18 protein-coding genes are annotated in these 24680 nt (G+C 68.3%); 9 read left to right on the top strand and 9 right to left on the bottom strand.

Features of this window, described 5'->3' with window-relative positions; all coding sequences use genetic code 11:
- Positions 1–83 precede the first annotated feature (83 nt).
- Complete coding sequence (locus tag AC1HIL_RS16705; RefSeq protein ID WP_479672227.1) at positions 84–2063, bottom strand: propionate--CoA ligase; 1980 nt, start codon at positions 2061–2063, stop codon at positions 84–86.
- Positions 2064–2107: 44 nt separating this feature from the next.
- Positions 2108–2881, bottom strand: a complete 774-nt coding sequence (locus tag AC1HIL_RS16700; protein WP_479672226.1) for a GntR family transcriptional regulator — start codon at positions 2879–2881, stop codon at positions 2108–2110.
- A 131-nt stretch (positions 2882–3012) separates the two neighbouring features.
- On the opposite strand from AC1HIL_RS16700, the gene AC1HIL_RS16695 reads away from it, so the two are divergent.
- Together AC1HIL_RS16695 and AC1HIL_RS16690 are read left to right on the top strand one after the other, a co-directional pair.
- Entirely contained in the window at positions 3013–3990 is a 978-nt protein-coding gene (locus tag AC1HIL_RS16695; protein ID WP_479672225.1) for a Bug family tripartite tricarboxylate transporter substrate binding protein, read from the top strand.
- A gap of 44 nt (positions 3991–4034) precedes the next feature.
- Positions 4035–5420: an FAD-dependent oxidoreductase gene (locus tag AC1HIL_RS16690; RefSeq protein ID WP_216087358.1), complete on the top strand. Its 1386-nt coding sequence runs from the start codon at positions 4035–4037 to the stop codon at positions 5418–5420.
- Positions 5421–5432: 12 nt separating this feature from the next.
- Here AC1HIL_RS16690 and AC1HIL_RS16685 read toward each other — a convergent pair whose 3' ends face one another.
- Both AC1HIL_RS16685 and AC1HIL_RS16680 read right to left on the bottom strand, forming a co-directional pair.
- Positions 5433–6035, bottom strand: coding sequence for an isochorismatase family protein (locus tag AC1HIL_RS16685; protein ID WP_093342637.1), 603 nt, complete (start codon positions 6033–6035; stop codon positions 5433–5435).
- A 78-nt stretch (positions 6036–6113) separates the two neighbouring features.
- Complete coding sequence (locus AC1HIL_RS16680; RefSeq protein ID WP_261210927.1) at positions 6114–6737, bottom strand: TetR/AcrR family transcriptional regulator; 624 nt, start codon at positions 6735–6737, stop codon at positions 6114–6116.
- 131 nt (positions 6738–6868) lie between these two features.
- Here AC1HIL_RS16680 and AC1HIL_RS16675 point away from each other — a divergent pair, with 131 nt between their 5' ends.
- Positions 6869–8506 carry a 4-hydroxyphenylacetate 3-hydroxylase family protein gene (locus AC1HIL_RS16675; RefSeq protein WP_479672224.1) on the top strand — a complete coding sequence of 546 codons (1638 nt, stop codon included), beginning with the start codon at positions 6869–6871 and terminating at the stop codon, positions 8504–8506.
- Between the two features lie 10 nt (positions 8507–8516).
- Positions 8517–9308: an alpha/beta fold hydrolase gene (locus AC1HIL_RS16670; RefSeq protein ID WP_479672223.1), complete on the top strand. Its 792-nt coding sequence runs from the start codon at positions 8517–8519 to the stop codon at positions 9306–9308.
- Positions 9309–9311: 3 nt separating this feature from the next.
- On the opposite strand, the gene AC1HIL_RS16665 is transcribed toward AC1HIL_RS16670, so the two are convergent.
- The gene (locus tag AC1HIL_RS16665; RefSeq protein WP_057597281.1) at positions 9312–10391 is read right to left on the bottom strand and encodes a PQQ-dependent sugar dehydrogenase; all 1080 of its coding nucleotides are present in this window, start codon (positions 10389–10391) and stop codon (positions 9312–9314) included.
- Between the two features lie 282 nt (positions 10392–10673).
- Here AC1HIL_RS16665 and AC1HIL_RS16660 point away from each other — a divergent pair, with 282 nt between their 5' ends.
- Positions 10674–11255, top strand: coding sequence for a C40 family peptidase (locus AC1HIL_RS16660; protein ID WP_057597282.1), 582 nt, complete (start codon positions 10674–10676; stop codon positions 11253–11255).
- 107 nt (positions 11256–11362) lie between these two features.
- Here AC1HIL_RS16660 and lpdA read toward each other — a convergent pair whose 3' ends face one another.
- Genes lpdA through aceE form a run of 4 tightly spaced genes read right to left on the bottom strand, consistent with a single transcriptional unit; the run spans position 11363 to position 18296 of the window.
- Positions 11363–13183: a dihydrolipoyl dehydrogenase gene (gene lpdA / locus AC1HIL_RS16655; protein ID WP_479672222.1), complete on the bottom strand. Its 1821-nt coding sequence runs from the start codon at positions 13181–13183 to the stop codon at positions 11363–11365.
- Entirely contained in the window at positions 13180–13773 is a 594-nt protein-coding gene (locus AC1HIL_RS16650) for an Ntn hydrolase family protein (RefSeq protein WP_057593671.1), read from the bottom strand. Before AC1HIL_RS16650 ends, lpdA begins: the two co-directional genes overlap by 4 nt.
- A 55-nt stretch (positions 13774–13828) precedes the next feature.
- Positions 13829–15520 (bottom strand): dihydrolipoyllysine-residue acetyltransferase, encoded by a 1692-nt coding sequence (gene aceF, locus AC1HIL_RS16645; RefSeq protein ID WP_057593670.1) that lies wholly within the window; start codon positions 15518–15520, stop codon positions 13829–13831.
- Positions 15521–15569: 49 nt separating this feature from the next.
- Positions 15570–18296, bottom strand: a complete 2727-nt coding sequence (gene aceE, locus AC1HIL_RS16640) for a pyruvate dehydrogenase (acetyl-transferring), homodimeric type (RefSeq protein ID WP_057593669.1) — start codon at positions 18294–18296, stop codon at positions 15570–15572.
- Positions 18297–18511: 215 nt separating this feature from the next.
- On the opposite strand from aceE, the gene AC1HIL_RS16635 reads away from it, so the two are divergent.
- From AC1HIL_RS16635 to AC1HIL_RS16620, 4 genes are all read left to right on the top strand, one after another.
- Positions 18512–21052: a PAS domain-containing sensor histidine kinase gene (locus tag AC1HIL_RS16635; RefSeq protein WP_057593668.1), complete on the top strand. Its 2541-nt coding sequence runs from the start codon at positions 18512–18514 to the stop codon at positions 21050–21052.
- A complete protein-coding gene (locus AC1HIL_RS16630; protein ID WP_057593667.1) occupies positions 21049–21681 on the top strand; it encodes a response regulator transcription factor in 633 nt (210 codons plus the stop codon). Before AC1HIL_RS16635 ends, AC1HIL_RS16630 begins: the two co-directional genes overlap by 4 nt.
- Positions 21682–21761: 80 nt before the next feature.
- On the top strand, positions 21762–22613 hold the full coding sequence (gene folD / locus AC1HIL_RS16625) for a bifunctional methylenetetrahydrofolate dehydrogenase/methenyltetrahydrofolate cyclohydrolase FolD (RefSeq protein WP_479672221.1): 852 nt from the start codon (positions 21762–21764) through the stop codon (positions 22611–22613).
- 5 nt (positions 22614–22618) lie between these two features.
- Positions 22619–24676, top strand: a complete 2058-nt coding sequence (locus AC1HIL_RS16620) for a M3 family metallopeptidase (protein WP_057593674.1) — start codon at positions 22619–22621, stop codon at positions 24674–24676.
- The last annotated feature ends 4 nt before the right edge of the window (positions 24677–24680 follow it).

Raw genomic sequence — 24680 nt, 5'->3', positions numbered from 1 at the left:
GGAAGGGCCTGAGTACCGGGCGATTGTGCCACGCCAACCATATGACGGTTGAAAGCGGATGCACAACCCCCCAGGCGGGGAACTCAGGCTGGCTTAAGTAACAGTTTGATCTGCTGCAGCGTGGCGGGGTCGTCGATGGTCGTCAGGTCGCCCGGATCGCGGCCCTCGCAGACCGCCTGGATGGCGCGGCGCAGCAATTTGCCGCTGCGGGTCTTGGGCAGCCCGCCCACGAAACGCACCCGCGCCGGCCGGGCCAGCGCGCCGAGCTGGTCGGCCACGGTCTTCATGATCTCGCCCTCGAGCTTCAGCGCCAGCGCCTCGTCGCTCGCGGCCCGCCCGTCCTTGGGCACCACGAAGGCCATCGCGACCTGGCCCTTGAGCGCGTCGGCCACGCCCACCACCGCGACCTCGGCCACGCCCGCGTGGCCCGAGATGCTTTCCTCGATCTCGCGCGTGCCGAGCCGGTGGCCGGCCACGTTGATCACGTCGTCGGTGCGCCCGAGGATGTAGAAATAGCCGTCCTCGTCGCGGATGCCCCAGTCGAAGGTCGAATAGACCATCTTGCCGGGCACGCTCTTCCAGTAGGTGTTGACGAAGCGCGCGTCGTCCCTCCACACGGTCTGCATGAAGCCCGGCGGCGTCGGCCCCTCGACCACGACCACGCCCTTCTCGTTCGGCGCGGTCAGTTCCTCGCCGGTCGACTCGTGCAGGATCTTCACCTTGTAGCCGTACATCGGCACGCCGGGGCTGCCGAACTTGCTGGGTTTCTTCTCCACGCCGTTGGCGATGGTGATGATCGGCCAGCCCGATTCGGTCTGCCAGTAGTTGTCGATGATCGGCACGCCCAGGCCCTCGGCGATCCAGCGGCCGGTGGGCTCGTCGAGCGGCTCGCCGGCCAGGAACAGCGCGCGCAAGGTCGAGAGGTCGTACTTCTTGAGCAGTGCGGGATCCTGTTTCTTGAGCACGCGCACCGCGGTCGGCGCGCTGAACATCACCGTCACCTTGTACTTCTCGACGAGACGCCACCAGATGCCGCCGTCGGGCTGGCCGTCGAGACCCTGCGTGGGCAGGCCCTCGTACATCACCGTCGCCATGCCGGCGATCAGCGGGCCGTAGACGATGTAGCTGTGGCCCACGACCCAGCCGATGTCGCTGGTGGAGAAGTAGGTCTCGCCGGGCCTCCCGTCGAAGATGTGCTTCATGCTCGCGGCCAGGGCCACCGCGTAGCCGCCCACGTCGCGCTGCACGCCCTTGGGCTTGCCGGTGGTGCCGCTGGTGTAGATGGTGTAGCTGATCTCGGTCGACTCGAGCCAGGTGCAGGGCACCTGCGCGTCGAGATACTTTTGCCGCAGCTCGCTCGCCAGGTGGTCGCGCCCCGCCACCAGCGCCATGGGGGCCAGGCCGCGGTCGGTCAGCAGCACCGCATCGGGCTTGTGGCTCGACAGGCGGATCGCCTCGTCGAGCAGCGGCTTGTACGCGATCACCTTGCCGCCGCGCGAACCGGCGTCGGCGCTCACCACCACCTTGGGCTCGGCGTCCTCGATGCGCGTGGCCAGCGAGCCGCTCGCGAAACCGCCGAACACCACGCAGTGGATGGCGCCGATGCGCGCGCAGGCCAGCATCGCGAACGCGGCCTCGGGAATCATCGGCATGTAGATCAGCACGCGGTCGCCGCGGCCCACGCCCAGTTCGACCAGGCTGGCGGCGCTGCGCTGCACCTCGGCATGCAGCTCGCGAAAGCTGTAGCTCTTCTCGGTGCCGGTCTCGGTCGAGACGAAGATCAGCGCCGGCTGGTCGCCGCGCTCGGCCAGGTGGCGGTCGACGGCGTTGTGGCACAGGTTGGTGGTGCCGCCGACGAACCAGCGCGCGAACGGCGGCTGGCTCGCGTCGAGGATCCGTTGCGGCGGGCTCTGCCAGTCGATGAGCCGGGCCTGCTCGGCCCAGAAGGCCTCGGGCGCGTCGATCGACCGGCGGTGGAATTCTTCGTAGTTCGGCATGCTGTCTCCTGTCTCTCGTGCTTGTATTTCTGCGGGCGCGCGCCTCGGCCCGTCCTCGAAGATCATCGGCAGGCGCGCTTGCGCGGAACTGACGCAGGCCTGCCGCGCGCTCAGGAAACGTCGAGCCGGCGCTCGTTCGGCGGAATGAACGACTCGAAGAAGTACAGCGGCTGGCGCCCCGCCATGGCCGCGCTCTCGAGCAGCATGCCGCGCGTGCCGGGCGGCACCTCGAGCACGCCGCTCGCCTCGTCGCCGAAGACCACGAACGACACGCGCTGGCGCATTTCCGTCACCGGCATGTGGCCCTCGGTGCCGAGCAGTTGCTTGAGGTTGGCGCCGTCGAGGCTGGGCAGCGGCGCCGAGGCGATGCCGGGAAACGCCGCCGCGCTGAAGTAGAGCCGGTTGAACACGTTGAACTCGTGGTTGACGCTGATGCGCCGCGAGATGCGCACCATGTCCTCGCCGCCGAGCCGCAGCCAGTCGGACCAGGGACCGCGCTCGGGCACCCGTGCGCGGGACAGCACCTTGGGGTAGAGCGGCAGGAAGCTGGCCGCGCCGCCCTCGTCGCCGAGGAAGCGCAGGTGCAGCGGCGCATCGATGGCACCGCGCCCCTCGGCCACATAGGTGCCGCTGCCATGGGTACGCACCACGATGCCGTCGTCGGCCAGCTCGCGCAGCGCGCGCTGCACCGTGCCGAGGCTGTAGCGGGTGCGTCGCGCCAGTTCGCGTTCGGCCGGCAGCTGGCTGCCAGGACGCCAGTAGCCGCTGCGGATGGCGGTCACCAGGGTTTCGCGCAGCTGCGCGTACTTGGCCAGGCCCGAGGCGCCCGGGTGCGTGTAGGCACCCAGGGGATCGTCGGAAGCTGGGCTGTCGAGTTCGTTCATGAGGTGATGGGACGCGATGCTACCCGCCTCCGAAATTGACAAGTGCTATATAGCACCATAGCATTGAAGCTCTGAATGAACAGGGGCGCAAGCAAGACCGCCCCATGGATCCAAAGCCCAGGAGACAAACCATGCGCAAGAAAAGCCTGCTCGCGGCCACCGTGGCCGCCGCCCTCGCCGGCCTGGCCGGCAGCCCGGCCTTCGCCGACACCCCGTGGCCGACCAAGCCGGTCCGCATCCTGTTCGGCTTCCCGGCCGCCAGCGCCACCGACGTGGTGGCGCGCGCCGTGGGGCAGAAGCTGTCGGAGAAATGGGGCCAGCCGGTGGTCATCGACAACAAGCCCGGCGCGGGCGGCAACCTCGGCAGCGAACTCGCCGCGCGCGCGCCGGCCGACGGCTACACGATCTTCTTCGGCACCGTGGCCAACGCGATCAGCACCACCCTCTACACCAAGCTCAACTACGACTACCTCAAGGACTTCCAGCCGCTGACGCTGGTCACCATCACGCCGCTGGTGCTGGTGGCCAACCCCTCGGTGCCGGCCAACAACGTCAAGGAGCTGGTCGAGTACGCGCGCGCCAATCCCGGCAAGCTCAACTTCGGCTCGGGCGGCGTGGGCACCTCGAACCACCTGGCCGGCGAGATGTTCAAGGCGGAAACCCGCACCGACCTGCTGCACGTGGCCTACAAGGGCACGCCCGCGGCCTACAACGACATGTTCAGCGGGCAGATCGGGCTGATGTTCGACAACATCGTCGCCGTCATGCCGCATGTGAAGTCGAACCGGCTCAAGCCGCTGGCGGTGACCAGCCTGAAGCGGGTCGACGCGCTGCCCGAGGTGCCGACCGCCGCCGAATCCGGCCTGCCGGGCTTCGAGGCCGTGTCCTGGATCGGCGCCCTGGTGCCGGCCGGCACGCCCAAGCCGGTGGCCGACAAGATCTACAACGACATGGTCGCGGTGCTGCGCCTGCCCGAGCTGCAGAAGCAGCTGGCGGCCACCGGCGCGATCGTGGTCGGCAACACGCCCGAGCAGTTCGCGGCCTGGAACCGCAGCGAGATCGCGAAGTGGTCCAAGGCCATCAAGGAATCGGGCGCCAAGCTCGATTGACCGCCCTCCCCTCCAATTCCCACCCACCCCAGGAAAGCAACGCAGTGACACAGAGCACCATCCAAGAACCCGCCCGCCAGACTCCCGTGCTGATGGAGGCCGACATCGTCATCGTCGGCGGCGGCACCACGGGCCCGGTCGCGGCCATCGCCGCCGCGCGGCGCGGCCGCAAGGTCGTGCTGATCGAGCGTTTCGGCTCGCTCGGCGGCATCCTCACGCTGGGCCTGAACACCAAGCCCTCGGGCTCGCTGATCGGCGGCATCCCGCTCGAGATCTGGAACCTCGCGCGCTCGGCCGGCGGCGCCGGCGAGGACTATATGGCCACCACCAAGACCGGCGGCGTGCGCATCGCCTCGCCGACCGATCCCGAGGTCATGAAGATGCTGCTCACGCGCCTGTGCGTGGAGGCCGGCGTGCAGATCCTGTTCGAGACCTTCGTCTCCGCGCCGCGGGTGGAGGACGGCACGGTCAAGGGCGTGTTCATCGAGAGCAAGGCCGGGCGCCAGTTCATCGCGGCCCAGGTGCTGATCGATTGCTCGGCCGATGCCGACATGGCGGCCAAGGCCGGCGCCCCGTTCGTGATGGGTTCGGGCGAAGCCGAGGCCCGCATGCAGCCGGTGTCGATGTACTTCATCATGAAGAACGTCGACCTCGAGCGCCTGGCCGACTGGGCCCGCGACTGCGAGGACGTGCCCGCGCGCGCCATCCCGCGCGACCGTGAAGGGCTGGCCTACGGCCTGTGGCTGACCGGCTTCAACGGCATGCTGCGGCGCTTCCAGGACGAAACCGGCGTGAAGCTGCAGCGCGACAACATCACGCTGAAGACGGCCGACGGCCAGATGTACGTGAATGCCACGCGCGTGCTCGGCGTCGACGTGTTCTCGCCGGCGCAGTTCACGGGCGCGATCCTCGAGTGCTATCGCCAGATCGAGGGCGTGTGCCGTTTCCTGCGCGAGCGCGTGCCGGGCTTCGAGCAGGCGCGGCTCGGGCAGGTCTCGCCGATCCTGGGCGTGCGCGAAACTCGCCACATCGAGGGCGAATACACGCTGACCGGCCCGGACTCGCGCGGCGAGACCCGTTTCGAGGACAGCATCGCCGCCGACACTTCGGCGCTCGACATCCACGACCCCAAGGGCGGCGACGTCGATTTCCAGAGCATGCCGCCCTACGAGATCCCCTACCGCTGCCTGCTGCCGAAGCGGATCGAGCAGCTGCTGGTCGCGGGCCGCTGCATCTCGGCCAACCACGAGGCCCATGCGCGCTCGCGCAACATGCCGGCCTGCATGGCGACCGGCCAGGCCGCGGGCGTGGCCGCCGCGATCGCGGTGGAGACAGGAATGACGGTGCGCCAGGCACCGGTGGCGCAGATCCAGCAGGCCCTGCGCGAACTCGGTATGCCGCTGCTCGCGAGCGAGGTGCGGCAGGACTGACGCCCGGCGCGCTCAGCGCACCAGCGCGAGCAGCTCCGGAAAGGCCGGGTGCTCGGCCGTGCGCAGCCATTCGAAGCCGACCATCTCCGTCGTCACCAGCTCGGCGCCCGCGCCGGCCAGGCGGTCGAAGGCGGCGTCGCGGTTGCGCTCGGTGCGCGAACCGCAGGCATCGGTGACGACCCAGACCTCGAACTCGTCCTCCAGCAGGTCGAGCGCGGTCTGCAGCAGGCAGACATGGGCTTCGCAGCCTGCGATGACGATGGTGTTGCGCTCCTCGGCGGCCGCGGCCGGCTTCTGCAGGTGCTTGGGCAGGCTGCGCGCATTGCCCTGCGGCGCCTTCGCCGGCACGCGCAGCCATTCGCCCAGCCCCTCCTCGACGCCGCTGAAGTGCATCTTCGGGAGCGTGCGGCGGCACAGCGCGCGGATATCGGGCAGGTTCTCGCCGAGCTTGGACGGGTTGTGCTCGGTGCCGAAGACGGGCACATCGAACAGCCGGGCCATCTTGCCGAGGCGGACCGCGTTCTGCGCGACCGCCTCCGACTCGAAGATCGCCGGCATCAGTCGCGCCTGATAGTCGACCAGCACGAGTTGGGATTGGGATGCGTCGAGCAGCATGGGCGAGGTTCTTTCTTCTGAGGGTTGCGGGGACGCCGTGCGTCCTGGACCCTGGAAACTAACACCGAAAACGCCGGCTCAGGCCACCGCCGGCCGCACGCGGGCCACGAGCTGCCCGATGTAGGCCTCGAACAGCGCATCGGCCGACTGCCCGAACATGCGGATGCGCCCGGTGTGCCGCATCAGCAGCAGGCCCACGCCGTGCGCGAACAGGGCGGTGTTCTCGCGCAGCGCCTCGGCGGCATCGAGCCCCATGGCGCGCAGCGCTTCCTCGCAGGGGTCGAGCGCCTCCTTCAGCCGGTCGTTGAGCGCATGGTCGAGCTCGCTGGTCAGGCCGCGCGGCCGCATGCCGTGCACCAGGTAGAAGCCGAGGTCGAGCTCGCGCGGATGGGCCGCGTAGAAGCCGAACCAGGCCCGCGCCTTGGACGCCAATGTCAGCGCGGGCCGCTCCGCGAAGGCCTCGGCCTCCCCCACCGCGGTGCGCAGGCGCAGCAGCGATTCGTCGAGCAGCGCGGCGTAGATCGCCTCCTTGCTCTCGAAGTACGAATAGATGGCACCGGGCGTGTAGCCGGCGCGACGCGCGATCTCGCGAATGCTCGCGCCCTCGATGCCGGCCTCGGAGAACACGGCCCGCGCCGCGTCGAGCACCAGCGCGCGGCGCGCATCGCTCAGGGTCTGTCGTCGTTGGAGCTTGGCCTGCATGGGCTGGACTGTAGCCCTTCTTTTAAGTGTTGCTCATTTTTCTTAACGGTTGATCAATTTTTTGAACAGTGTTTAAATTTAGCGGAGCCGGCCCGATCCGGCCCGCACGACAACCACCGGAGACACCCACGATGAACGCCCCGCTCCCCTCGGCCGCGCTGATGTCCGGCGCCGACTACCGCGAATCGCTGCGCCGCTACAAGCCCGTCGTCTACGTCGATGGCCGGCGCGTCGAGAGCGTGGCCGACGAGCCCGCGTTCCGCCCCGGCATCAACGCCATCGCGCTGACCTACGACCATGCGCTGAAGGCGCAGTACGAACCGCTGATGACCGCGGTGCAGCACACCAGCGGCAAGCGCGTGAACCGGCTCTCGCACCTCAACACCAGCGCCGGCGACCTACTCAACAAGCTCGAGGCGGTGCGGCTGGTGTGTCAGGAAACCGGCTGCGCGCAGCGCTACCTCACGCACGACGCGCTCAACGCGATCGCCCAGGTGTCGGCGCGCATCGACGACGCGCGCGGCGGCGGCGAGCACACGGCGCGCTTCCTCGAGTACCTGCACCGCGTGCAGGACCAGGACCTGACCCTGGGCGTGGCCATGACCGACGCCAAGGGCGACCGCAGCCGCCGGCCGCACGAGCAGGCCAACGTCGACAGCTACGTGCACGTGGTGGAACGCAACGCGCGCGGCATCGTGATCTCGGGCACCAAGGCCATCGTGACCGGCGCGCCCTACGTGCACGAGCTGCTGGTCATGCCCTGCCGCAACATGGGCCGCGAGGACGCGGACTTCGCCGTCTGCTGCGCGGTGCCGCTCGACGCGCCGGGCCTGACGATCGTGGCACGACCGGCCGGCCGGCCCGGCGAGAAGCTCGAGCACGGCGACGCCCTGTTCAGCCGCAAGTACGGCCAGAGCACCGGCGTGTGCATCTTCGACCGCGTGCTGGTGCCGTGGGAGCGCGTGTTCTACGACGGCTCCGACGGCAGTTGGGAACACTCGGGCCACCTCACCTACAGCTACGCCACCCACCACCGCCACAGCTGCATCGGCGCGCGCGCGGGCTTCGGCGACCTGCTGATCGGCGCCGGCGCGCTGATGTGCGAGGCCAACGGCTTCGACCCGGGCAAGGAGAGCCATCTGCGCGAGCAGATGGTCGAGCTCATCAGCATCACCGAGGGCTTCTTCGCCTGCGGCGTGGCGGCCAGCGTCTACGGCAAGGCCGACGAGCACTGCCCGGTCTTCATGCCCGACCCGGTGTTCAGCAACATCGGCAAGCTGCTGCTCGCGACCAAGGTCTACGACATGCACCGCATCGCCCACACCGTGAGCGGCGGCCTGATCGTCACCCTGCCCGGCCCCGACGAGGACCACAACCCCGAGACCGCGGCGCGGCTGTCGGACGTGCTGCGCGCCAATCCGGCCGTGCCCTACGAACAGCGCATCGAGGCGGCCCGCTTCATCGAGGACCTGACGGCCGGCTACCAGGGCGGCTGGTACAGCGTGATCAGCCTGCACGGCGGCGGTTCGCCCGCCGCGATGAAGCAGGAGATCTGGCGCCACTACCCAGTGGGCTCGAAGGTGGAGCTGGTCGAGCGGCTGCTCGAGCGCGGCATCGCCGCCGACGGCTCGCCCGCGGCCGCGCCGCACGATCCGCAGCGCGCGATCACGCGCAACCGCCAGCCCGGCAAGTGCTGCGACACGGGCTGTACCACGCCCGGGCAGCCGGTGATGGTCGAACTGCCCAAGCCTCACCGCGCCCAGGCCTAGACTCGGCGGGATGAAAGTCCTGACGAAGCGGCTCTGCCTCGCGGCTCTCGGCATCGGTGCCGTGCTGCTGGTGGCCGGCTGCGGCGGCGTGCGCAAGAGCACGGTGCCGCTGGCGACCGTGCTCGAAACCCAGCGCTGCACGCGCCAGGCCTACACCCTGCTCGTGATGCTGCCGGGCGCCTATTCGACGCCCGACGAGTTCGAGCGCGAGGGTTTCGTCGAGGCGGTGCGCGAGAACCGGCTCGCGGTCGACACGATGCTGGTCGACGCGCACCTGGGCTACTACAACGACAGGACCGTGCTCGAACGGCTGAGCGCCGATGTGATCGCGCCCGCGCGGCGCCAGGGCTACCGCCAGATCTGGATCGTCGGCATCTCTCTCGGCGGCTTCGGCGGCCTGCTCTACGCGCAGACGCATCCGGGCGAACTGGCCGGCGTGGTGGCGATCGCGCCCTACCTGGGCGAACGCACGCTGAGCACCGACATCGCCAACGCGGGCGGACTCGCGAAGTGGAACGGGCCGCTCGACAGCGGCGCCGCCACCCCGCGCACGCCGAACGAAACCCAGCTCTGGCAATGGCTGCGCGGCTACGCGGGCTACACGCAGACGGCGGGCGCGCGGCCGCCGCTCTACCTGGGCTACGGCCTCGACGACCGCTTCGCCTTCAGTCACCGGCTGCTGGCCGGTGCGCTGCCGGCCGAACGCGTCTTCACCACCGAGGGCGGCCACGACTGGCCCGAATGGCGGCGCCTGTGGCAGCGGATGCTGCCGACGCTGTCGCTGCCCGGCTGCCCCGGCTGACGCTCAGTTCGGCCGCAGCCGCAGCAGCTTGCCGTTCGACTCGTCGGTCAGCACGTAGAGCAGCCCGTCGGGCCCCTGCTTCACGTCTCGGATGCGCGCGCGCCCGTCCTCGAGCAGCTTGTGCTCGGCCACCACTTTGCCGTCCTTGAGCTCGATGCGGTCGAGGTAGCCGAACTTCAGCGAGCCGACGAAGAGGTTGCCCTTCCATGAGGCGCCATAGCGGTCGCTGGTCAGGAAGGCCATGCCCGAGGTCGCGATCGAGGGCACCCAATAGTGCAGCGGCTGCTCCATGCCTTCCTTGGCCGTGATGCCGTCGCCGATCTTGCCGCCGCCGTAGTTCTCGCCGTAGGTGATCACGGGCCAGCCGTAGTTGCGGCCGGCCTGCGCGATGTTGATCTCGTCGCCGCCCTGCGGGCCGTGCTCGGTCATCCACAGGCGGCCGTCGGGCCCGAGCGTGGCGCCCTGCCCGTTGCGGTGGCCGTAGCTCCAGATCTCGGGCAGCGGGCCCGGCCGGCCGGCGTAGGGGTTGTCGTCGGGCACGCTGCCGTCCTTGCGGATGCGCACGATCTTGCCGAGGTGGTTGTCGAGCCGCTGCGCATCTTCCTTGCGGCTGAAGCGGTCGCCCAGCGTGAGATAGAGCGTGCCGTCGCCGCGGTCGACGATGCGGCAGCCGAAGTGCGCGCGGCTCGCGACCTTGGGCTTCTGGCTGAAGATGATCTGCAGGTTCTCGAGCCGGGTGTCGTCGGATGACAGCCGCGCCCGCGCAAGCGCGGTGCTGTTGGCGCTGCCGCCGGCATCGGGCTCCGAGAAGCAGAAGTACAGCGTGCGGTTGCTGCGGAAGTCCGCGTCGACGAGCACGTCGAGCAGGCCGCCCTGCCCGCCCGCCGCGATGGCCGGCAGGCCGGCCAGCGGCGCGCCCAGCTTGCCGTCCTTGGCCACGATGCGGATGCGCCCGGGCTTCTCTGTGACCACGAAACGGTCGCCCGGCAGGAAGCCCACGCCCCAGGGACTTTCGAGCCCCGAAGCCACGGTCTCAGATCGACCCTGTGCCATGGCGGCCGCGCCAAAGATCAAACCCGACATGACGAAAACACGGCCGAGGACGCGGCGAGAGGGCCTGGAGAGCGATTTCATGTGTTTTCCCCGCAAAACGAATGATCTTGGCGGTTTTTCAAACCCACATGAAGACAGTTGTCGACTTCGAAGGGTCTTGAAGGCCGAACTGTTTATCCGGCATCACGGGTCGACCGTTACATTTTAGTTGTCCGATGATTCAAAAATTTCAAATAAATCAACGGGTTGGCGGCACAATCTCTAATTCAGATCAAATTGACAGTGCCAGCCGTCATCAATATCCTACGCGCCATGCGTTTTTTCGTCCTACCCGCGTCCCTCCTGATTGCCGTCGCTGCCCACGCAGCTCCCCAACCATCGGACCGGACCGACGAAGTCGGCCAACTCCTGGCCGAAAAAGGCCTGGTGGGGCAACTGAGGCAAGTCCGCCAGACCGTCACCGAGCGCACCTCCGACCTCGTGATGACCGCCATCGGCTTCCTCGGTGTTCCGTACCGCCGCGGCGGTAATTCGGAAGACACCGGCTTCGATTGCAGCGGCTTCGTGCGCGCCATGTACAACCAGACGGTCGGCCACATGCTGCCGCGCCGCGCGGAAGAACAGGCCGCCGCCACCGAGAAGATCGACCGCAGCGAGCTCAAGCCCGGCGACCTCGTGTTCTTCAACACCATGCGCCGCGCCTTCAGCCATGTCGGCATCTACGTCGGCGAAGGCAAGTTCATCCACTCGCCGCGCTCGGGCGCCCAGGTGCGCGTGGAAGACATGAACGGCAGCTACTGGAGCCGCCGCTTCGACGGCGCCCGCCGCGTGCTCGGCGGCGGATCGAACGACGAGATCCGCGCCGCCGCGGCGTCGGCCCGCACCGGCGACTGAATTCCCCTCCTTCGGCCCACTTCGCACTGGGGCCGGGACGAAAAAAATCCCGCAGCCGCGGGATTTTTTGTTTTTGGGCGAAGGCCGCGAGGCGCCCCCCCGATCCCTCAGCGCTTTTGCGGCGGCAGGTCGGTGCAGGTGCCGTGCGCCACTTCCGCCGCCATGCCGATGCTCTCGCCCAGCGTGGGATGCGGATGGATGGTCTTGCCGATGTCGATCTCGTCGGCGCCCATCTCGATGGCCAGCGCGATCTCGCCGATCATGTCGCCGGCATGGGTGCCGACGATGCCGCCGCCGAGGATGCGGTGCGTCTCGGCGTCGAACAGCAGCTTGGTGAAGCCCTCGTCGCGGCCGTTGGCGATCGCGCGTCCCGAGGCGGTCCACGGGAAGTGGCCCTTCTTGACCTTGATGCCTTCGGCCTTGGCCTGGTCCTCGGTCAGGCCCACCCACGCCACCTCGGGGTCGGTGTAGGCCACGCTCGGGATCACGCGGGCATTGAAGGCCGCGCTCGCCAGTTCCTTGTCGCCCTTGAGCTCGCCCGCGATCACCTCGGCCGCCACGTGCGCCTCGTGCACCGCCTTGTGGGCCAGCATCGGCTGGCCGACGATGTCGCCGATCGCGAAGATGTGCGGCACGTTGGTGCGCATCTGGATGTCGACCGGAATGAAGCCGCGTTCGCCGACGGCCACGCCGGCCTTTTCGGCGCCGATCTTCTTGCCGTTGGGGCTGCGGCCCACGGCCTGCAGCACCAGGTCGTAGACCTGCGGTTCCTTGGGTGCGTTCTCGCCCTCGAAGGTGACCTTGATGCCCTCCTTCGTGGCCTCGGCGCCGACCGTCTTGGTCTTGAGCATGAGGTTGTCGAAGCGCGGCGCGTTCATCTTCTGCCAGACCTTCACCAGGTCGCGGTCGGCGCCCTGCATCAGGCCGTCGAGCATCTCGACCACGTCGAGGCGCGCGCCGAGCGTGGAATACACCGTGCCCATCTCGAGGCCGATGATGCCGCCGCCCAGGATCAGCATGCGCTTGGGATCGGTGCCGAGCTCGAGCGCGCCGGTGGAGTCGACCACGCGCGGGTCCTTCGGCATGAAGGGCAGGCTCACGGCCTGCGAGCCGGCGGCGATGATGGCGCTGCGGAACTTCACGGTCTGCTTGCTGCCGGTGGTGTCCCAGCCCGTGCCCGAGGTCTCCTCGACCTCGATGTGATGCGGGTCGACGAAGTTGCCCACGCCGCGCAGCACCGTGACCTTGCGCATCTTGGCCATGGCGGTGAGGCCGCTCGTGAGCTTGCCCACCACCTTGTTCTTGTGGCCCAGCAGCTTGGCGCGGTCGACCGTGGGCGCGGCGAAGCTCACGCCGAGGTCGGCGAAGTGCTTGACCTCGTCCATCACCGAGGCCACGTGCAGCAGCGCCTTCGAGGGGATGCAGCCGACGTTGAGGCAGACGCCGCCGAGGGTGGCGTAGCGCTCGATCAGCACGACCTTCAGGCCAAGGTCGGCGGCGCGGAAGGCGGCCGAGTAGCCGCCGGGGCCGGCGCCGAGCACGATGACGTCGCACTCGACGTCGACCTTGCCGCCGTAGTTCGAGGCCGCGGGTGCCGCGACCGGGGCCGGTGCGGGCGCCGCGGCCTTGGGCGCGGGCGCCGCGGCGGCGGACGCCGGGGCCGCTGCAGCCGGCGCGGGCGCGGCGGCGGCATCCGCCTCCAGCGTCAGCACCACCGAGCCTTCCTTGACCTTGTCGCCCACCTTCACCGCCAGCGACTTCACCACGCCGGCCGCGGACGACGGAATCTCCATCGAGGCCTTGTCCGATTCGACCGTGATCAGCGATTGCTCGGCCTTCACCGTGTCGCCCACCTTCACCAGCACCTCGATCACCGCCACTTCGTCGAAGTCGCCGATGTCGGGTACCTTGATTTGTTGTTCGCTCATTTGGACACTTTCAGTTTGAGTGTGAGAGAGTCGACCGGTCCGGCCGAATTGCGATCGAATTCGCAGGCGGCGGCGATCCCCGCCTCCGCCACGTCGCGCGCCGAGCGCGACTTCTGGTCGTACACCGCATGCATGGCGCCGAGCGCGAAGCTGCGTCCCGAGCCGATGCTCCAGAACTGCTTGAACTCGAACACCTCGCGGTAGCTGTAGATGCCGTAGATCCCGCTCGCGTTGGCCAGCAGCATCGTGAACTGGCTCGACTCGTAGGGCTCGTGGTCGTCTTCCTTGGTCTCCATGAAGAACGAGCTCTTGAGCACCGGATGCAGCATCGTGAAGGTGCGGAACACCTCGTGCTTGCTGCCGAACAGCAGCGACTCGCGCGGCTGCGCGGCCAGCGCATGCTGCAGCACCAGGAAGTGCGCCGCGGCGCCGGCCATCGCGAACAGGCTGTGGCCGGCGGCGTCCTCGATCGAGAAGATCTTCTGGTTCGCCTCCTGCCGGTGCGTGAGCCGCGTGTCCCCGAAGGTCACGAGCGCGTCGGCCGCCATGGCGACCTGGCCGTTCTTGCGGACGGCCACGACCGTGGTCATGGGGCCTCGCGCCGGTTCGCCAGGGGCGCAGCGGCCGCCGAAGCAGCCTCGGCGCTCATAGCAGCACGCGGCGGAAGTCGGCGAGCACCTGGCCCAGGTAGGCGTTGAAACGCGCCGCCGAGGCACCGTCGATCACGCGGTGGTCATAGGACAGCGACAGCGGCAGCGTCAGGCGCGGCACGAACTGCTTGCCGTCCCACACCGGCTTCATCGCGCTCTTCGAGAGGCCGAGGATGGCCACTTCGGGCGCGTTGATGATCGGCGTGAAGTGCGTGCCGCCGATGCCGCCGAGCGAGCTGATCGAGAAGCAGCCTCCCTGCATGTCGGCCGCGCCGAGCTTGCCGTCGCGCGCCTTCTTGGCGAGCTCGCCCATCTCCTGGCTGATCTGCAGGATGCCCTTCTTGTCGGCATCGCGCAGCACCGGCACCACGAGGCCGTTGGGCGTGTCGGCCGCGAAGCCGATGTGGAAGTACTGCTTGTAGACCAGCGTGTCGCCGTCGAGGCTGGTGTTGAACTCGGGGAACTTCTTGAGCGCCGAGACCACCGCCTTGATCACGAAGGCCAGCATCGTGACCTTCACGCCCGACTTCTCGTTCTCCTTGTTGGTGGCGACGCGGAAGGCTTCGAGCTCGGTGATGTCGGCATCGTCGTTGTTCGTGACGTGCGGGATCATCACCCAGTTGCGGTGCAGGTTCGCGCCGCTTATCTTCTTGATGCGCGACAGGTCCTTGCGCTCGACCGTACCGAACTTCGTGAAGTCGACCTTCGGCCAGGGCAGCAGGCCCAGCGCGGCGCCGTCGGCACCGCCACCGGCCGCGGGCTTGGCCGCGGCCGAAGCCTTGGTGGTGGCCTGGCCGCTCATCACGGCCTTGGTGAAGCCCTGGACGTCTTCCTGCGTGATGCGGCCCTTGGGACCGGAACCCTTGACCTCCTCGAGCGGCACGCCGAGCTCGCGCGCGAACTTGCGCACCGAGGGCGAGGCATGCGGCAGGCCGGCCGACGGGCTCCTGGTGGGATCGTGCGGCGCGGCGGCGGCCGGCGCGGGAGCAGCCGGAGCCGGTGCGGGCGCGGAGGCCGAAGCCGTGGCGGGCGCAGCGGCCGCTGCAGCCGCGGGAGCCGGCGCCGGTGCGGGCGCGGCGCCCGCAGCGGGGGCGGCGCCTTCGATCACCGCGATCAGGTCGCCGATGTTGACGACGTCGCCGACCTTGACCTTGAGTTCCTTGAGCGTGCCGGCGGCCGACGACGGGATCTCCATCGAGGCCTTGTCGGATTCGACCGTGATCAGCGACTGCTCGACCTTGATGGTGTCGCCGGGCTTGACCAGCACCTCGATGACCGCGACGTCCTTGAAGTCGCCGATGTCGGGCACCTTCACGTCGACCGGGCCGGCGGCGGCGGCCGGTGCAGCCGCCGCAGCGGGTGCGGGTGCCGCGGCGGCGGGTGCCGGCGCGCTGGCCGCGGGTGCCGGAGCACTGGCCGCGGGCGCTGGCGCGGCGGCCTGGCCGGCCCCCTCGGCCTCGAGCACCAGCACCACCGAACCTTCCTTCACCTTGCTGCCGACCTCGACCTTGAGTTCCTTGACCACGCCGGCGGACGACGACGGAATCTCCATCGAGGCCTTGTCCGACTCCACGGTGATGAGCGACTGCTCGGGCTTGACCGTGTCGCCCACTTTCACCAGCACCTCGATCACAGCGACTTCATCGAAATCGCCGATGTCGGGTACCTTGACTTCCACTGCTGCCATATCGTTTGTCTCCCGCCGGAAGGCGCGTCTTGGTTGTGGGGAATCGTGATTACGCGTAGAGCGGGTTCACCTTGTCGGCATTGATGCCGTACTTCTTGATCGCCTCGGCCACCTTGGCGGCCGGCAGCACGCCGTCCTCGGCCAGGGCCTTGAGCGCGGCCACCACGATGTAGTGGCGGTTGACCTCGAAGTGCTCGCGCAGCTTGTTGCGGAAGTCGCTGCGGCCGAAGCCGTCGGTGCCCAGCACCTTGTAGTTGCGGCCCTTGGGGACGAAGGGACGGATCTGCTCGGCGTAGGCCTTCATGTAGTCGGTCGAGGCGACCACCGGGCCGGTGCTGCCGCCGAGCTGCTGCGCCACGAAGGGCACGCGCGCTTCCTCGGTCGGGTGCAGCAGGTTCCAGCGGTCGGCGTCCTGGCCGTCGCGGGTCAGCTCGTTGAAGCTCGGGCAGCTCCAGACGCCGGCGCTCACGCCCCAGTCCTTCTCGAGCAGTTCCTGCGCCGCGAAGCTCTCGCGCAGGATGGTGCCGGAGCCCAGCAGTTGCACGGTGGGGGCTTCCTTGCCCTTGGCCGCCTTGACCGTCGGCGCCTGCTTGCACAGGTACATGCCCTTGATGATCTGTTCCTCGGTGCCGGGCTGCAGGCCGGGCATCGGGTAGTTCTCGTTGAGCAGCGTGAGGTAGTAGTAGACGTTGTCCTGCTTCTCGACCATGCGCTTGAGGCCATGGTGCAGGATCACGCCGACTTCGTGCGCGAAGGTCGGGTCGTAGCTCACGCAGTTCGGGATGGTGTTGGCCAGGATGTGGCTGTGGCCGTCCTCGTGCTGCAGGCCTTCGCCGTTCAGCGTGGTGCGTCCCGAGGTGCCGCCGAGCAGGAAGCCGCGCGCCTGCATGTCGCCGGCCGCCCAGGCCAGGTCGCCGATGCGCTGGAAGCCGAACATCGAGTAGTACACGTAGAACGGCACCATGATGCGGTTGTTCGTGCTGTACGACGTGGCCGCCGCGATCCAGCTCGACATGCCGCCGGCCTCGTTGATGCCCTCTTGCAGGATCTGGCCGGCCTTGTCTTCCTTGTAGTACATGACCTGGTCCTTGTCGACCGGGGTGTACTGCTGACCGTGCGGGTTGTAGATGCCGACCTGGCGGAACAGGCCTTCCATGCCGAAGGTGCGCGCCTCGTCGACCAGGATCGGCACCACGCGCGGGCCCAGGGCCTGGTCGCGCAGCAGCTGCGTGAGAAAGCGCACGTAGGCCTGCGTGGTCGAGATCTCGCGGCCCTCGGCCGTGGGCTCGAGCACAGCCTTGAAGGTCTCGAGCGCGGGCACGGTGAAGCTCTCCTCGGCCTTGACGCGGCGATGCGGCAGGTAGCCGCCCAGGGCCTTGCGGCGCTCGTGCAGGTACTTCATTTCCGGCGTGTCGTCGGCCGGCTTGTAGAACGGCAGCTCGGCGATCTGGCTGTCGGGGATCGGGATGTTGAAGCGGTCGCGGAAGGCGCGGATGTCGTCGTCGTTGAGCTTCTTGGTCTGGTGGACCGTGTTCTTGCCCTCGCCGATCTTGCCCATGCCGAAGCCCTTGACGGTCTTGACGAGCAGCACGGTGGGCTGGCCCTGGTGGTTCTGGGCCGCGTGGAAGGCCGCGTAGACCTTCTGCGAATCGTGGCCGCCGCGCTGCAGGTTCCAGACCTCGTCGTCGCTCATGTGCTCGACCATCTTCAAGGTGCGCGGGTCGCGGCCGAAGAAGTTCTTGCGCACGTAGGCACCGTCGTTGGCCTTGAACGACTGGTAGTCGCCGTCGTTGCACTCCATCATGATCTTGCGCAGCGCGCCGTCATGGTCCTTCTCGAGCAGCGCGTCCCAGCCCTTGCCCCAGATCAGCTTGACCACGTTCCAGTTGGCGCCGCGGAACTCGCCCTCGAGCTCCTGGATGATCTTGCCGTTGCCGCGCACCGGGCCGTCGAGGCGCTGCAGGTTGCAGTTGATGACGAAGATCAGGTTGTCGAGGTTCTCGCGCGCCGCCAGGCCGATGGCGCCCAGCGACTCGACCTCGTCCATCTCGCCGTCGCCGCAGAACACCCAGACCTTGCGGTTCTCGGTGTTGGCGATGCCGCGGGCATGCAGGTACTTGAGGAAGCGCGCCTGGTAGATCGCCATCAGCGGGCCCAGGCCCATCGACACCGTGGGGAACTGCCAGAACTCGGGCATCAGCTTGGGATGCGGGTAGCTCGACAGGCCCTTGCCGTCGACTTCCTGGCGGAAGTTGAGCAGCTGCTCCTCGGTCAGGCGGCCTTCGAGGTAGGCGCGCGCGTAGATGCCGGGCGAGACGTGGCCCTGGATGTAGAGCAGGTCGCCGCCGTGGTTCTCGCTCTCGGCGTGCCAGAAGTGGTTGAAGCCGGCGCCGAACATGCTGGCCAGCGAAGCGAAGGAGCCGATGTGGCCGCCGAGGTCGCCGCCTTCGGGCGGGTGGTGGCGGTTGGCCTTGACCACCATCGCCATCGCGTTCCAGCGCATATAGGCACGCAGGCGCTGTTCGATCTCGAGGTTGCCGGGGCTGCGGGCTTCCTGCGACGGCTCGATGGTGTTGACGTAGCCCGTGTTGGCCGAGAACGGCATGTCGACCGTGTTCTGGCGGGCATGTTCGAGGAGTTGCTCGAGCAGGAAGTGCGCACGCTCGGGGCCCTCGCTCTGGATCACGGCGGACAAGGCGTCCATCCACTCGCGCGTTTCCTGGGAATCCGCGTCGTTCGCGGCCGGGCCGAATTGCTTCTCGGGATTTGCCGACATGCTTGTCTCTCCTTTTGGGGCTGTGGGCGTAATTTAGGCGCTCTGCGTGTGAGCGCGCGGAGTGTCGCACAGAAATACTGCGATTTCAAATAGTGCGTATAGATTTCTTAATGTGACATTTTCACGAATCCGGAGCGGCCGCAGACCGCGCCGGGACCAGTGCCACCGTCGATAACCCGCGCCTAGGAAACTCCGTCACCTAATAAACTCTCGCGATGCCTTTTTCCTCCCCGCTGGCCGTGGCCCGCAGTGCCGTCAACGCCTCGCCGCTGTCGTGGTGGCGCCGCTGGTGGCGCCGCCAGACCCCGGTGCTGCAGGACGCCGTCGCGATGCTGGCCCCGATGGCCGCCGTGCTGCTGTTCCTCGCGGCGATCGTCACCGCCTTCTGGTACCTGCGCACCGAGGAGGTCGAGCGCGAGCAGGAATCGGTGCGCCGCGACGTCGAGTACGCCCAGCAGCGCATGCGGCTGCGGCTGCTGGAGCGCCAGGAGCAGTTGATGCGCATCGCGCGCGATGCCTCCAACCGCGAGATCGACCCGATCGAGTTCACCAGCCGCGCCGAATCGCTGGTGAGCCAGTTCCCCGAGCTGCAGACCATCACCTGGATCGACGACCGCCGCCGCTTCAAGGCCGGCTATGCCGCGCCCAGCGTGCATCCGGCGCAGCAGCACCTGATCGGCGACGTGCTGCGCCCCGGCGACATCGAGAGCAACTACGCGCTGGCGCGCGAGCTGCGCCAGCCGGTGTTCTCCCAGCCCGCGGCCGGCGGCGATCCGCCCGCCATGCTGCAGCTGCACATCCCGCTGTTCGACCAGGGCCTGTTCGCGGGCGTGGTGCTCGGCGAGTTCTCGGTCGATGGCCTGCTGCGCTACGGCATGCCTTCCGAGGTGCAGGCGCGCTACGCGGTGTCGCTGCTCGACGCCAAGGGCAAGGTGATCGCGGGCAACACCGCCAACCTGCGCGAGACCGGCGCGCGCCTGCTGCCCTGGAGCGAGCGCACCAACGAATACGAGGTACCGGTCTCGCCCGTGGGCAATGCGCTGGTGCTGCGCGCCCAGGCCTACCGCACCTCGCAGGGCGTGGTCGGCAACGGGCTGTTCTGGCTGGTCTGCGCGCTCAGCGTGCTCACCAGCTGGATGCTGATCGGCACCTGGCGCCACACGCGCCGCAGGCTGCAGGCGCAGCAGCGGCTGGTGGCCGAGACCAACTTCCGCCGCGCGATGGAGAACTCGATGCTGACCGGCATGCGGGTGCTCGACCTGCAGGGCCGCATCACCTACGTCAACGCCGCCTTCTGCGCCATGACCGGCTGGGCCGAGGAGGAGCTGGTCGGCCAGACGCCGCCCTTCCCCTACTGGCTCGAGTCCGATCGCGAGATCATGAACGAGCGGCTCGAGGAGGAGCTCCACGGCCGTGCCTTGCCCGGCGGCTTCCAGGTGCGCGTGAAGCGCAAGAACGGCAGCGTGTTCGACGCGCGGCTGTACGTCTCGCCGCTGATCGACGCGCGCGGCCACCAGACCGGCTGGATGACCTCGATGACCGACATCACCGAGCCCACGCGCATCCGCGAGCAGCTGTCGGCCTCGTACGAGCGCTTCACCACCGTGCTCGAGGCGCTCGATGCCGCGGTGTCGGTGGCGCCGATCGGCAGCGAGGAGCTGCTGTTCGCCAACAAGCTCTACCGCCTGTGGTTCGGCTCCGACACCGTCGGCCACCTGGGCATGGTGGCGCAGGCCGGCGTGCCGGCCTCGAACGCGCACGACGAGGGCCTGGACGACGTCGACCCCTACGCCGGCCTGCCGATCGACACGCTGACCGCCGCGCAGGCGGCCAACAACGAGATCTTCGTGCCCGAGCTCGGCAAGTGGCTCGAGGTGCGCTCGCGCTACCTGACCTGGGTCGACGGCCGCCTGGCGCAGCTGGTGATCGCCACCGACATCACGCCGCGCCGCGATGCCGAGGAACAGGCGGCCGCGCAGGCCGACCGCGCGCAATCGGCGAGCCGGCTGATCACCATGGGCGAGATGGCCTCGAGCGTGGCGCACGAGCTCAACCAGCCTCTGACCGCGATCAGCAACTACTGCAACGGGATGATGTCGCGCATCAAGAGCCAGTCGATCGACAACGATGCGCTGCTGGCCGCGCTCGAGAAGACCTCGAAGCAGGCCCAGCGCGCGGGCCAGATCATCCAGCGCATCCGCTCCTTCGTGAAGCGCAGCGAACCCAACCGCACGCCGGCCGACGTGGCGACCATGGTCAGCGAAGCGGTCGAGCTGGCCGGCATCGAGCTGCGCCGGCGCAACGTGCGGCTCAACCACTACGTGGCGGCGCGGCTGCCGATGGTGCGCGTCGACCCGATCCTGATCGAGCAGGTGATGGTCAACCTGCTGAAGAACGCGGCCGAATCGATCGACCTCGCCGAGCGCCCGCTGGCGCGGCGCAGCGTCGAGCTGCGCGTGCTCCCGAAGGTGATCGAGGGCCACAACGCGATCGAGTTCTCGGTGCAGGACACCGGCAAGGGCCTCGCGCCGGAGGTCATGGACCGGCTCTACGAGGCCTTCTTCTCGACCAAGCCCGAGGGCATGGGCATCGGCCTGAACCTGTGCCGCACCATCGTCGAGTCGCACCGCGGCCGGATGCAGGCGGAGAACATCTACAATGGCCCGGATGTGATCGGATGCCGTTTTTCCTTCTGGATTCCGGTGTTGGACGCTATCAGTTCCCTAGCAAGTGACGAGGTAAAGGTACCTGCATGAGTTTGATTCCGAAAAAGGGCACTGTGTATGTCGTCGATGACGACGAAGCCGTACGCGATTCGCTCCAGTGGCTGCTCGAAGGCAAGGACTACCGGGTCCGCTGCTTCGATTCCGCCGAGTCCTTCCTCTCCCGCTACGACCCCCGCGAGGTGGCCTGCCTGATCGTCGACATCCGCATGGGTGGCATGACGGGCCTGGAGTTGCAGGACCGGTTGATCGAGCGCCGCTCGCCGCTGCCGATCGTGGTGATCACCGGCCACGGCGACGTGCCGATGGCCGTCGACAGCATGAAGAAGGGCGCGATGGATTTCATCCAGAAGCCCTTCAACGACGAGGAACTCGTCGCGCTGGTCGAGCGCATGCTCGAACACGCGCGCGGCGCCTTCACGCAGCACCAGCAGTCGGCCAGCCGCGACGCGCTGCTGTCCAAGCTCACGGGCCGCGAGGCGCAGGTGCTCGAGCGCATCGTCGCCGGCCGCCTCAACAAGCAGATCGCCGACGACCTCGGCATCAGCATCAAGACCGTCGAGGCGCATCGCGCCAACATCATGGAGAAGCTCAACGCCAACACCGTGGCCGATCTGCTGAAGATCGCGCTCGGGCAGGCGGCGCCCGCTGCCAAGGCCTAGACGCCGGCTATCTGTTCGATAGCGATGCATGACCCCCACGCCTGCGCAAGCGGGCGTTTTTACTTGGAAAATCGAAACCGATGACCGCCCAACTGATCGACGGCAACGCCCTCGCCAAAACCATCCGCGCCGAAGTCGCCGGCCGCACCGCGGCGCTCAAGGCCCGCGACGTGAACCCGGCCCTTTCCATCATCCTCGTGGGCGAGGACCCGGCCAGCCAGGTCTATACCAAGCACAAGGTCAACGACAGCACGCAGACCGGTCTCTCGGCCACGCTCGAGACCTACCCGGCCGACCTGAGCGAGGCCGACCTGCTCGCGCGCATCCGCGTGCTCAACGACGACCCGGCGGTGCACGGCATCCTGGTGCAGCTGCCGCTGCCCAAGCACATGGACAGTCAGAAGGTCATCGAGACCATCTCGCCCGCGAAGGACGTCGACGGCTTCCACGTCGCCAGCGCCGGCGCACTGATGACCGGCGCGCCGGGCTTCTGGCCCTGCACGCCCTTCGGCTGCATGAAGATGCTCGAATCCATCGGCTACGACCTGCGCGGCAAGCATGCGGTGGTGATCGGCCGCAGCAACATCGTCGGCAAGCCGATGGCCATGATGCTGCTGGCCAAGAGCGCCACCGTGACCATCTGCCACAGCGCCACGCAGGACCTGGGCGCCATCACGCGCCAGGCCGACGTGATCGTTGCGGCCGTGGGCAAGCTGAACCTCCTCACGGCCGACATGGTCAAGCCCGGCGCGGTGGTCATCGACGTCGGCATGAACCGCAAGGCCGACGGCAAGCTCGCGGGCGACGTCGACTTCGACGGCGTGAAGGAAGTCGCCGGCTGGATCACCCCGGTGCCCGGCGGCGTCGGCCCGATGACGCGCGCCATGCTGCTCGCCAACACCCTTGAAGCGGCCGAACGCGCCGCCAAGTGAACACCATGGCCACCTCGAACAACCCCCTCCTCGACTTCACCGACCTCCCGCTGTTCGACCGTATCCGGCCCGAACACGTCGCCCCCGCGGTCGACGTGCTGCTCGCCGATGCCGAGACCGCGCTGCAGACGGTGACGGCCCCCGACTTCCCCGCCAGTTGGAGCGCGATCTCCAAGGTGCTCGACGTGGCCTCGGAACGCTTCAGCCGCGCCTGGAGCGCGGTCGGCCATCTCAACGCCGTGGCCGACACGCCCGAGCTGCGCGCCGCCTACAACGAGGCGATGCCGCGCGTGACCGCGTTCTGGACCCGCCTGGGCTCCGACGAGCGCCTGTACGCGAAGTACAAGGCGATCGACGTCGCCACGCTCGATGCCGAGCAGCGCCAGGCGCATCGCAACGCGGTGCGCAACTTCGTGCTCGGCGGCGCGGAACTGCAGGGCGAGGCCAAGCAGCGCTTCGCCGAGATCCAGGAACGCCAGGCCGAGCTGAGCCAGAAGTTCAGCGAGAACGCGCTCGACGCGACCGATGCCTTCGCCTACTACGCACAGTTCGGCGAACTCGAGGGCGTGCCGGAAGACGTGGTCAATGCCGCGCGCGCCGCGGCCGAAGCCGAGGCCAAGGACGGCTACAAGCTCACGCTCAAGATGCCCTGCTACCTGCCAGTGATGCAGTTCGCCAGGAGCAGCGCGCTGCGCGAGACGCTCTACCGTGCCTACGTCACGCGTGCCAGCGAACTCGGCGACCCGGCCTTCGACAACACGGCGCTGATCGGCGAGATCCTCGCGCTGCGCGAGGAAGAGGCGAAGCTGCTGGGCTACCGCAACTTCGGCGAGCTCTCGGTGGTGCCGAAGATGGCCGAGTCGCCCGAGCAGGTGGTGAAGTTCCTGCGCGACCTCGCGGCCAAGGCCCGCCCCTACGGCGAGCGCGACCTCGCCGACCTGCGCGCCTTCGCGTCCACGCAACTGGGCCTGGCCGATCCGCAGCCCTGGGACTGGAGCTACGTCGGCGAGAAGCTCAAGGAAGCGCGCTACGCCTTCAGCGAACAGGAGGTCAAGCAGTACTTCCCGGCGCCCAAGGTGATGGCGGGCCTGTTCAAGATCGTCGAGACGCTGTTCGAGGTCTCGATCCGCCGCGACAGCGCGCCGACCTGGCATCCGAGCGTCGAGTTCTATCGCATCGAGCGTGCCGGCCAGAAGGTCGGCCAGTTCTACCTCGACCCCTCCGCGCGTGCCGCCAAGCGCGGCGGCGCCTGGATGGACGACGTGCGCGCGCGCTGGCTGCGGCCCGACGACGGCCGGCTGCAGACCCCGGTCGCGCAACTGGTCTGCAATTTCGCCGAGGGCGTGGGCGGCAAGCCGCCGCTGCTCACGCACGACGACGTGACCACCCTGTTCCACGAGTTCGGCCACGGACTGCACCACATGCTCACGCAGGTGAACGAGCGCGACGTCTCGGGCATCAGCGGCGTCGAATGGGACGCGGTCGAGCTGCCGAGCCAGTTCATGGAGAACTTCTGCTGGGAATGGGATGTGCTGAGCCACATGACGGCCCACGTCGACACCGGCGCGCCGCTGCCGCGCGCGCTGTTCGACAAGATGACCGCGGCCAAGAACTTCCAGAGCGGCCTGCAGACGCTGCGCCAGATCGAGTTCTCGCTGTTCGACATGCTGCTGCACACCGAGTACCACGCCGCGGCCGCGAAGCCCGGCGACGTGCTCGCGCTGCTGGCCCAAGTGCGCGCCGAGGTGGCCGTGATGCCCTCGCCGCCCTTCAGCCGCACGCCGAACACCTTCAGCCACATCTTCTCGGGCGGCTATGCGGCCGGCTACTACAGCTACAAGTGGGCCGAGGTGCTGAGCGCCGATGCCTACGCGGCCTTCGAGGAAACCGTGGGCGCCAACGGCGAACCGAGCATCGAGACCGGCCGCAAGTACCGCCAGGCCATCCTCGAGGCCGGCGGCAGCCGCAGCGCGATGGAGTCGTTCAAGGCCTTCCGCGGCCGCGAACCCCAGCTTGATGCGCTGCTGCGACACCAGGGCATGGCCGAGCCGCAGCCGGCTTGATGCG

The sequence above is a fragment of the Variovorax sp. ISS6 genome, assembly GCF_056523145.1.
The sequence above is the reverse complement of the archived record's forward strand: the minus strand, read 5'-3'. Positions and strand labels throughout refer to the sequence as shown.

Excerpts from the sequence above, each read along its gene's own strand:
- AC1HIL_RS16705 (WP_479672227.1), bottom strand. The coding sequence starts at position 2,063 with ATGATCTTCGAGGACGGGCCGAGGCGCGCGCCCGCAGAAATACAAGCA.
- AC1HIL_RS16700 (WP_479672226.1), bottom strand. The coding sequence starts at position 2,881 with ATGAACGAACTCGACAGCCCAGCTTCCGACGATCCCCTGGGTGCCTAC.
- AC1HIL_RS16695 (WP_479672225.1), top strand. The coding sequence starts at position 3,013 with ATGCGCAAGAAAAGCCTGCTCGCGGCCACCGTGGCCGCCGCCCTCGCC.
- AC1HIL_RS16685 (WP_093342637.1), bottom strand. The coding sequence starts at position 6,035 with ATGCTGCTCGACGCATCCCAATCCCAACTCGTGCTGGTCGACTATCAG.
- AC1HIL_RS16680 (WP_261210927.1), bottom strand. The coding sequence starts at position 6,737 with ATGCAGGCCAAGCTCCAACGACGACAGACCCTGAGCGATGCGCGCCGC.
- AC1HIL_RS16675 (WP_479672224.1), top strand. The coding sequence starts at position 6,869 with ATGAACGCCCCGCTCCCCTCGGCCGCGCTGATGTCCGGCGCCGACTAC.
- AC1HIL_RS16670 (WP_479672223.1), top strand. The coding sequence starts at position 8,517 with ATGAAAGTCCTGACGAAGCGGCTCTGCCTCGCGGCTCTCGGCATCGGT.
- AC1HIL_RS16665 (WP_057597281.1), bottom strand. The coding sequence starts at position 10,391 with ATGTCGGGTTTGATCTTTGGCGCGGCCGCCATGGCACAGGGTCGATCT.
- AC1HIL_RS16660 (WP_057597282.1), top strand. The coding sequence starts at position 10,674 with ATGCGTTTTTTCGTCCTACCCGCGTCCCTCCTGATTGCCGTCGCTGCC.
- lpdA (WP_479672222.1), bottom strand. The coding sequence starts at position 13,183 with ATGAGCGAACAACAAATCAAGGTACCCGACATCGGCGACTTCGACGAA.
- AC1HIL_RS16650 (WP_057593671.1), bottom strand. The coding sequence starts at position 13,773 with ATGACCACGGTCGTGGCCGTCCGCAAGAACGGCCAGGTCGCCATGGCG.
- aceF (WP_057593670.1), bottom strand. The coding sequence starts at position 15,520 with ATGGCAGCAGTGGAAGTCAAGGTACCCGACATCGGCGATTTCGATGAA.
- aceE (WP_057593669.1), bottom strand. The coding sequence starts at position 18,296 with ATGTCGGCAAATCCCGAGAAGCAATTCGGCCCGGCCGCGAACGACGCG.
- AC1HIL_RS16635 (WP_057593668.1), top strand. The coding sequence starts at position 18,512 with ATGCCTTTTTCCTCCCCGCTGGCCGTGGCCCGCAGTGCCGTCAACGCC.
- AC1HIL_RS16630 (WP_057593667.1), top strand. The coding sequence starts at position 21,049 with ATGAGTTTGATTCCGAAAAAGGGCACTGTGTATGTCGTCGATGACGAC.
- folD (WP_479672221.1), top strand. The coding sequence starts at position 21,762 with ATGACCGCCCAACTGATCGACGGCAACGCCCTCGCCAAAACCATCCGC.
- AC1HIL_RS16620 (WP_057593674.1), top strand. The coding sequence starts at position 22,619 with ATGGCCACCTCGAACAACCCCCTCCTCGACTTCACCGACCTCCCGCTG.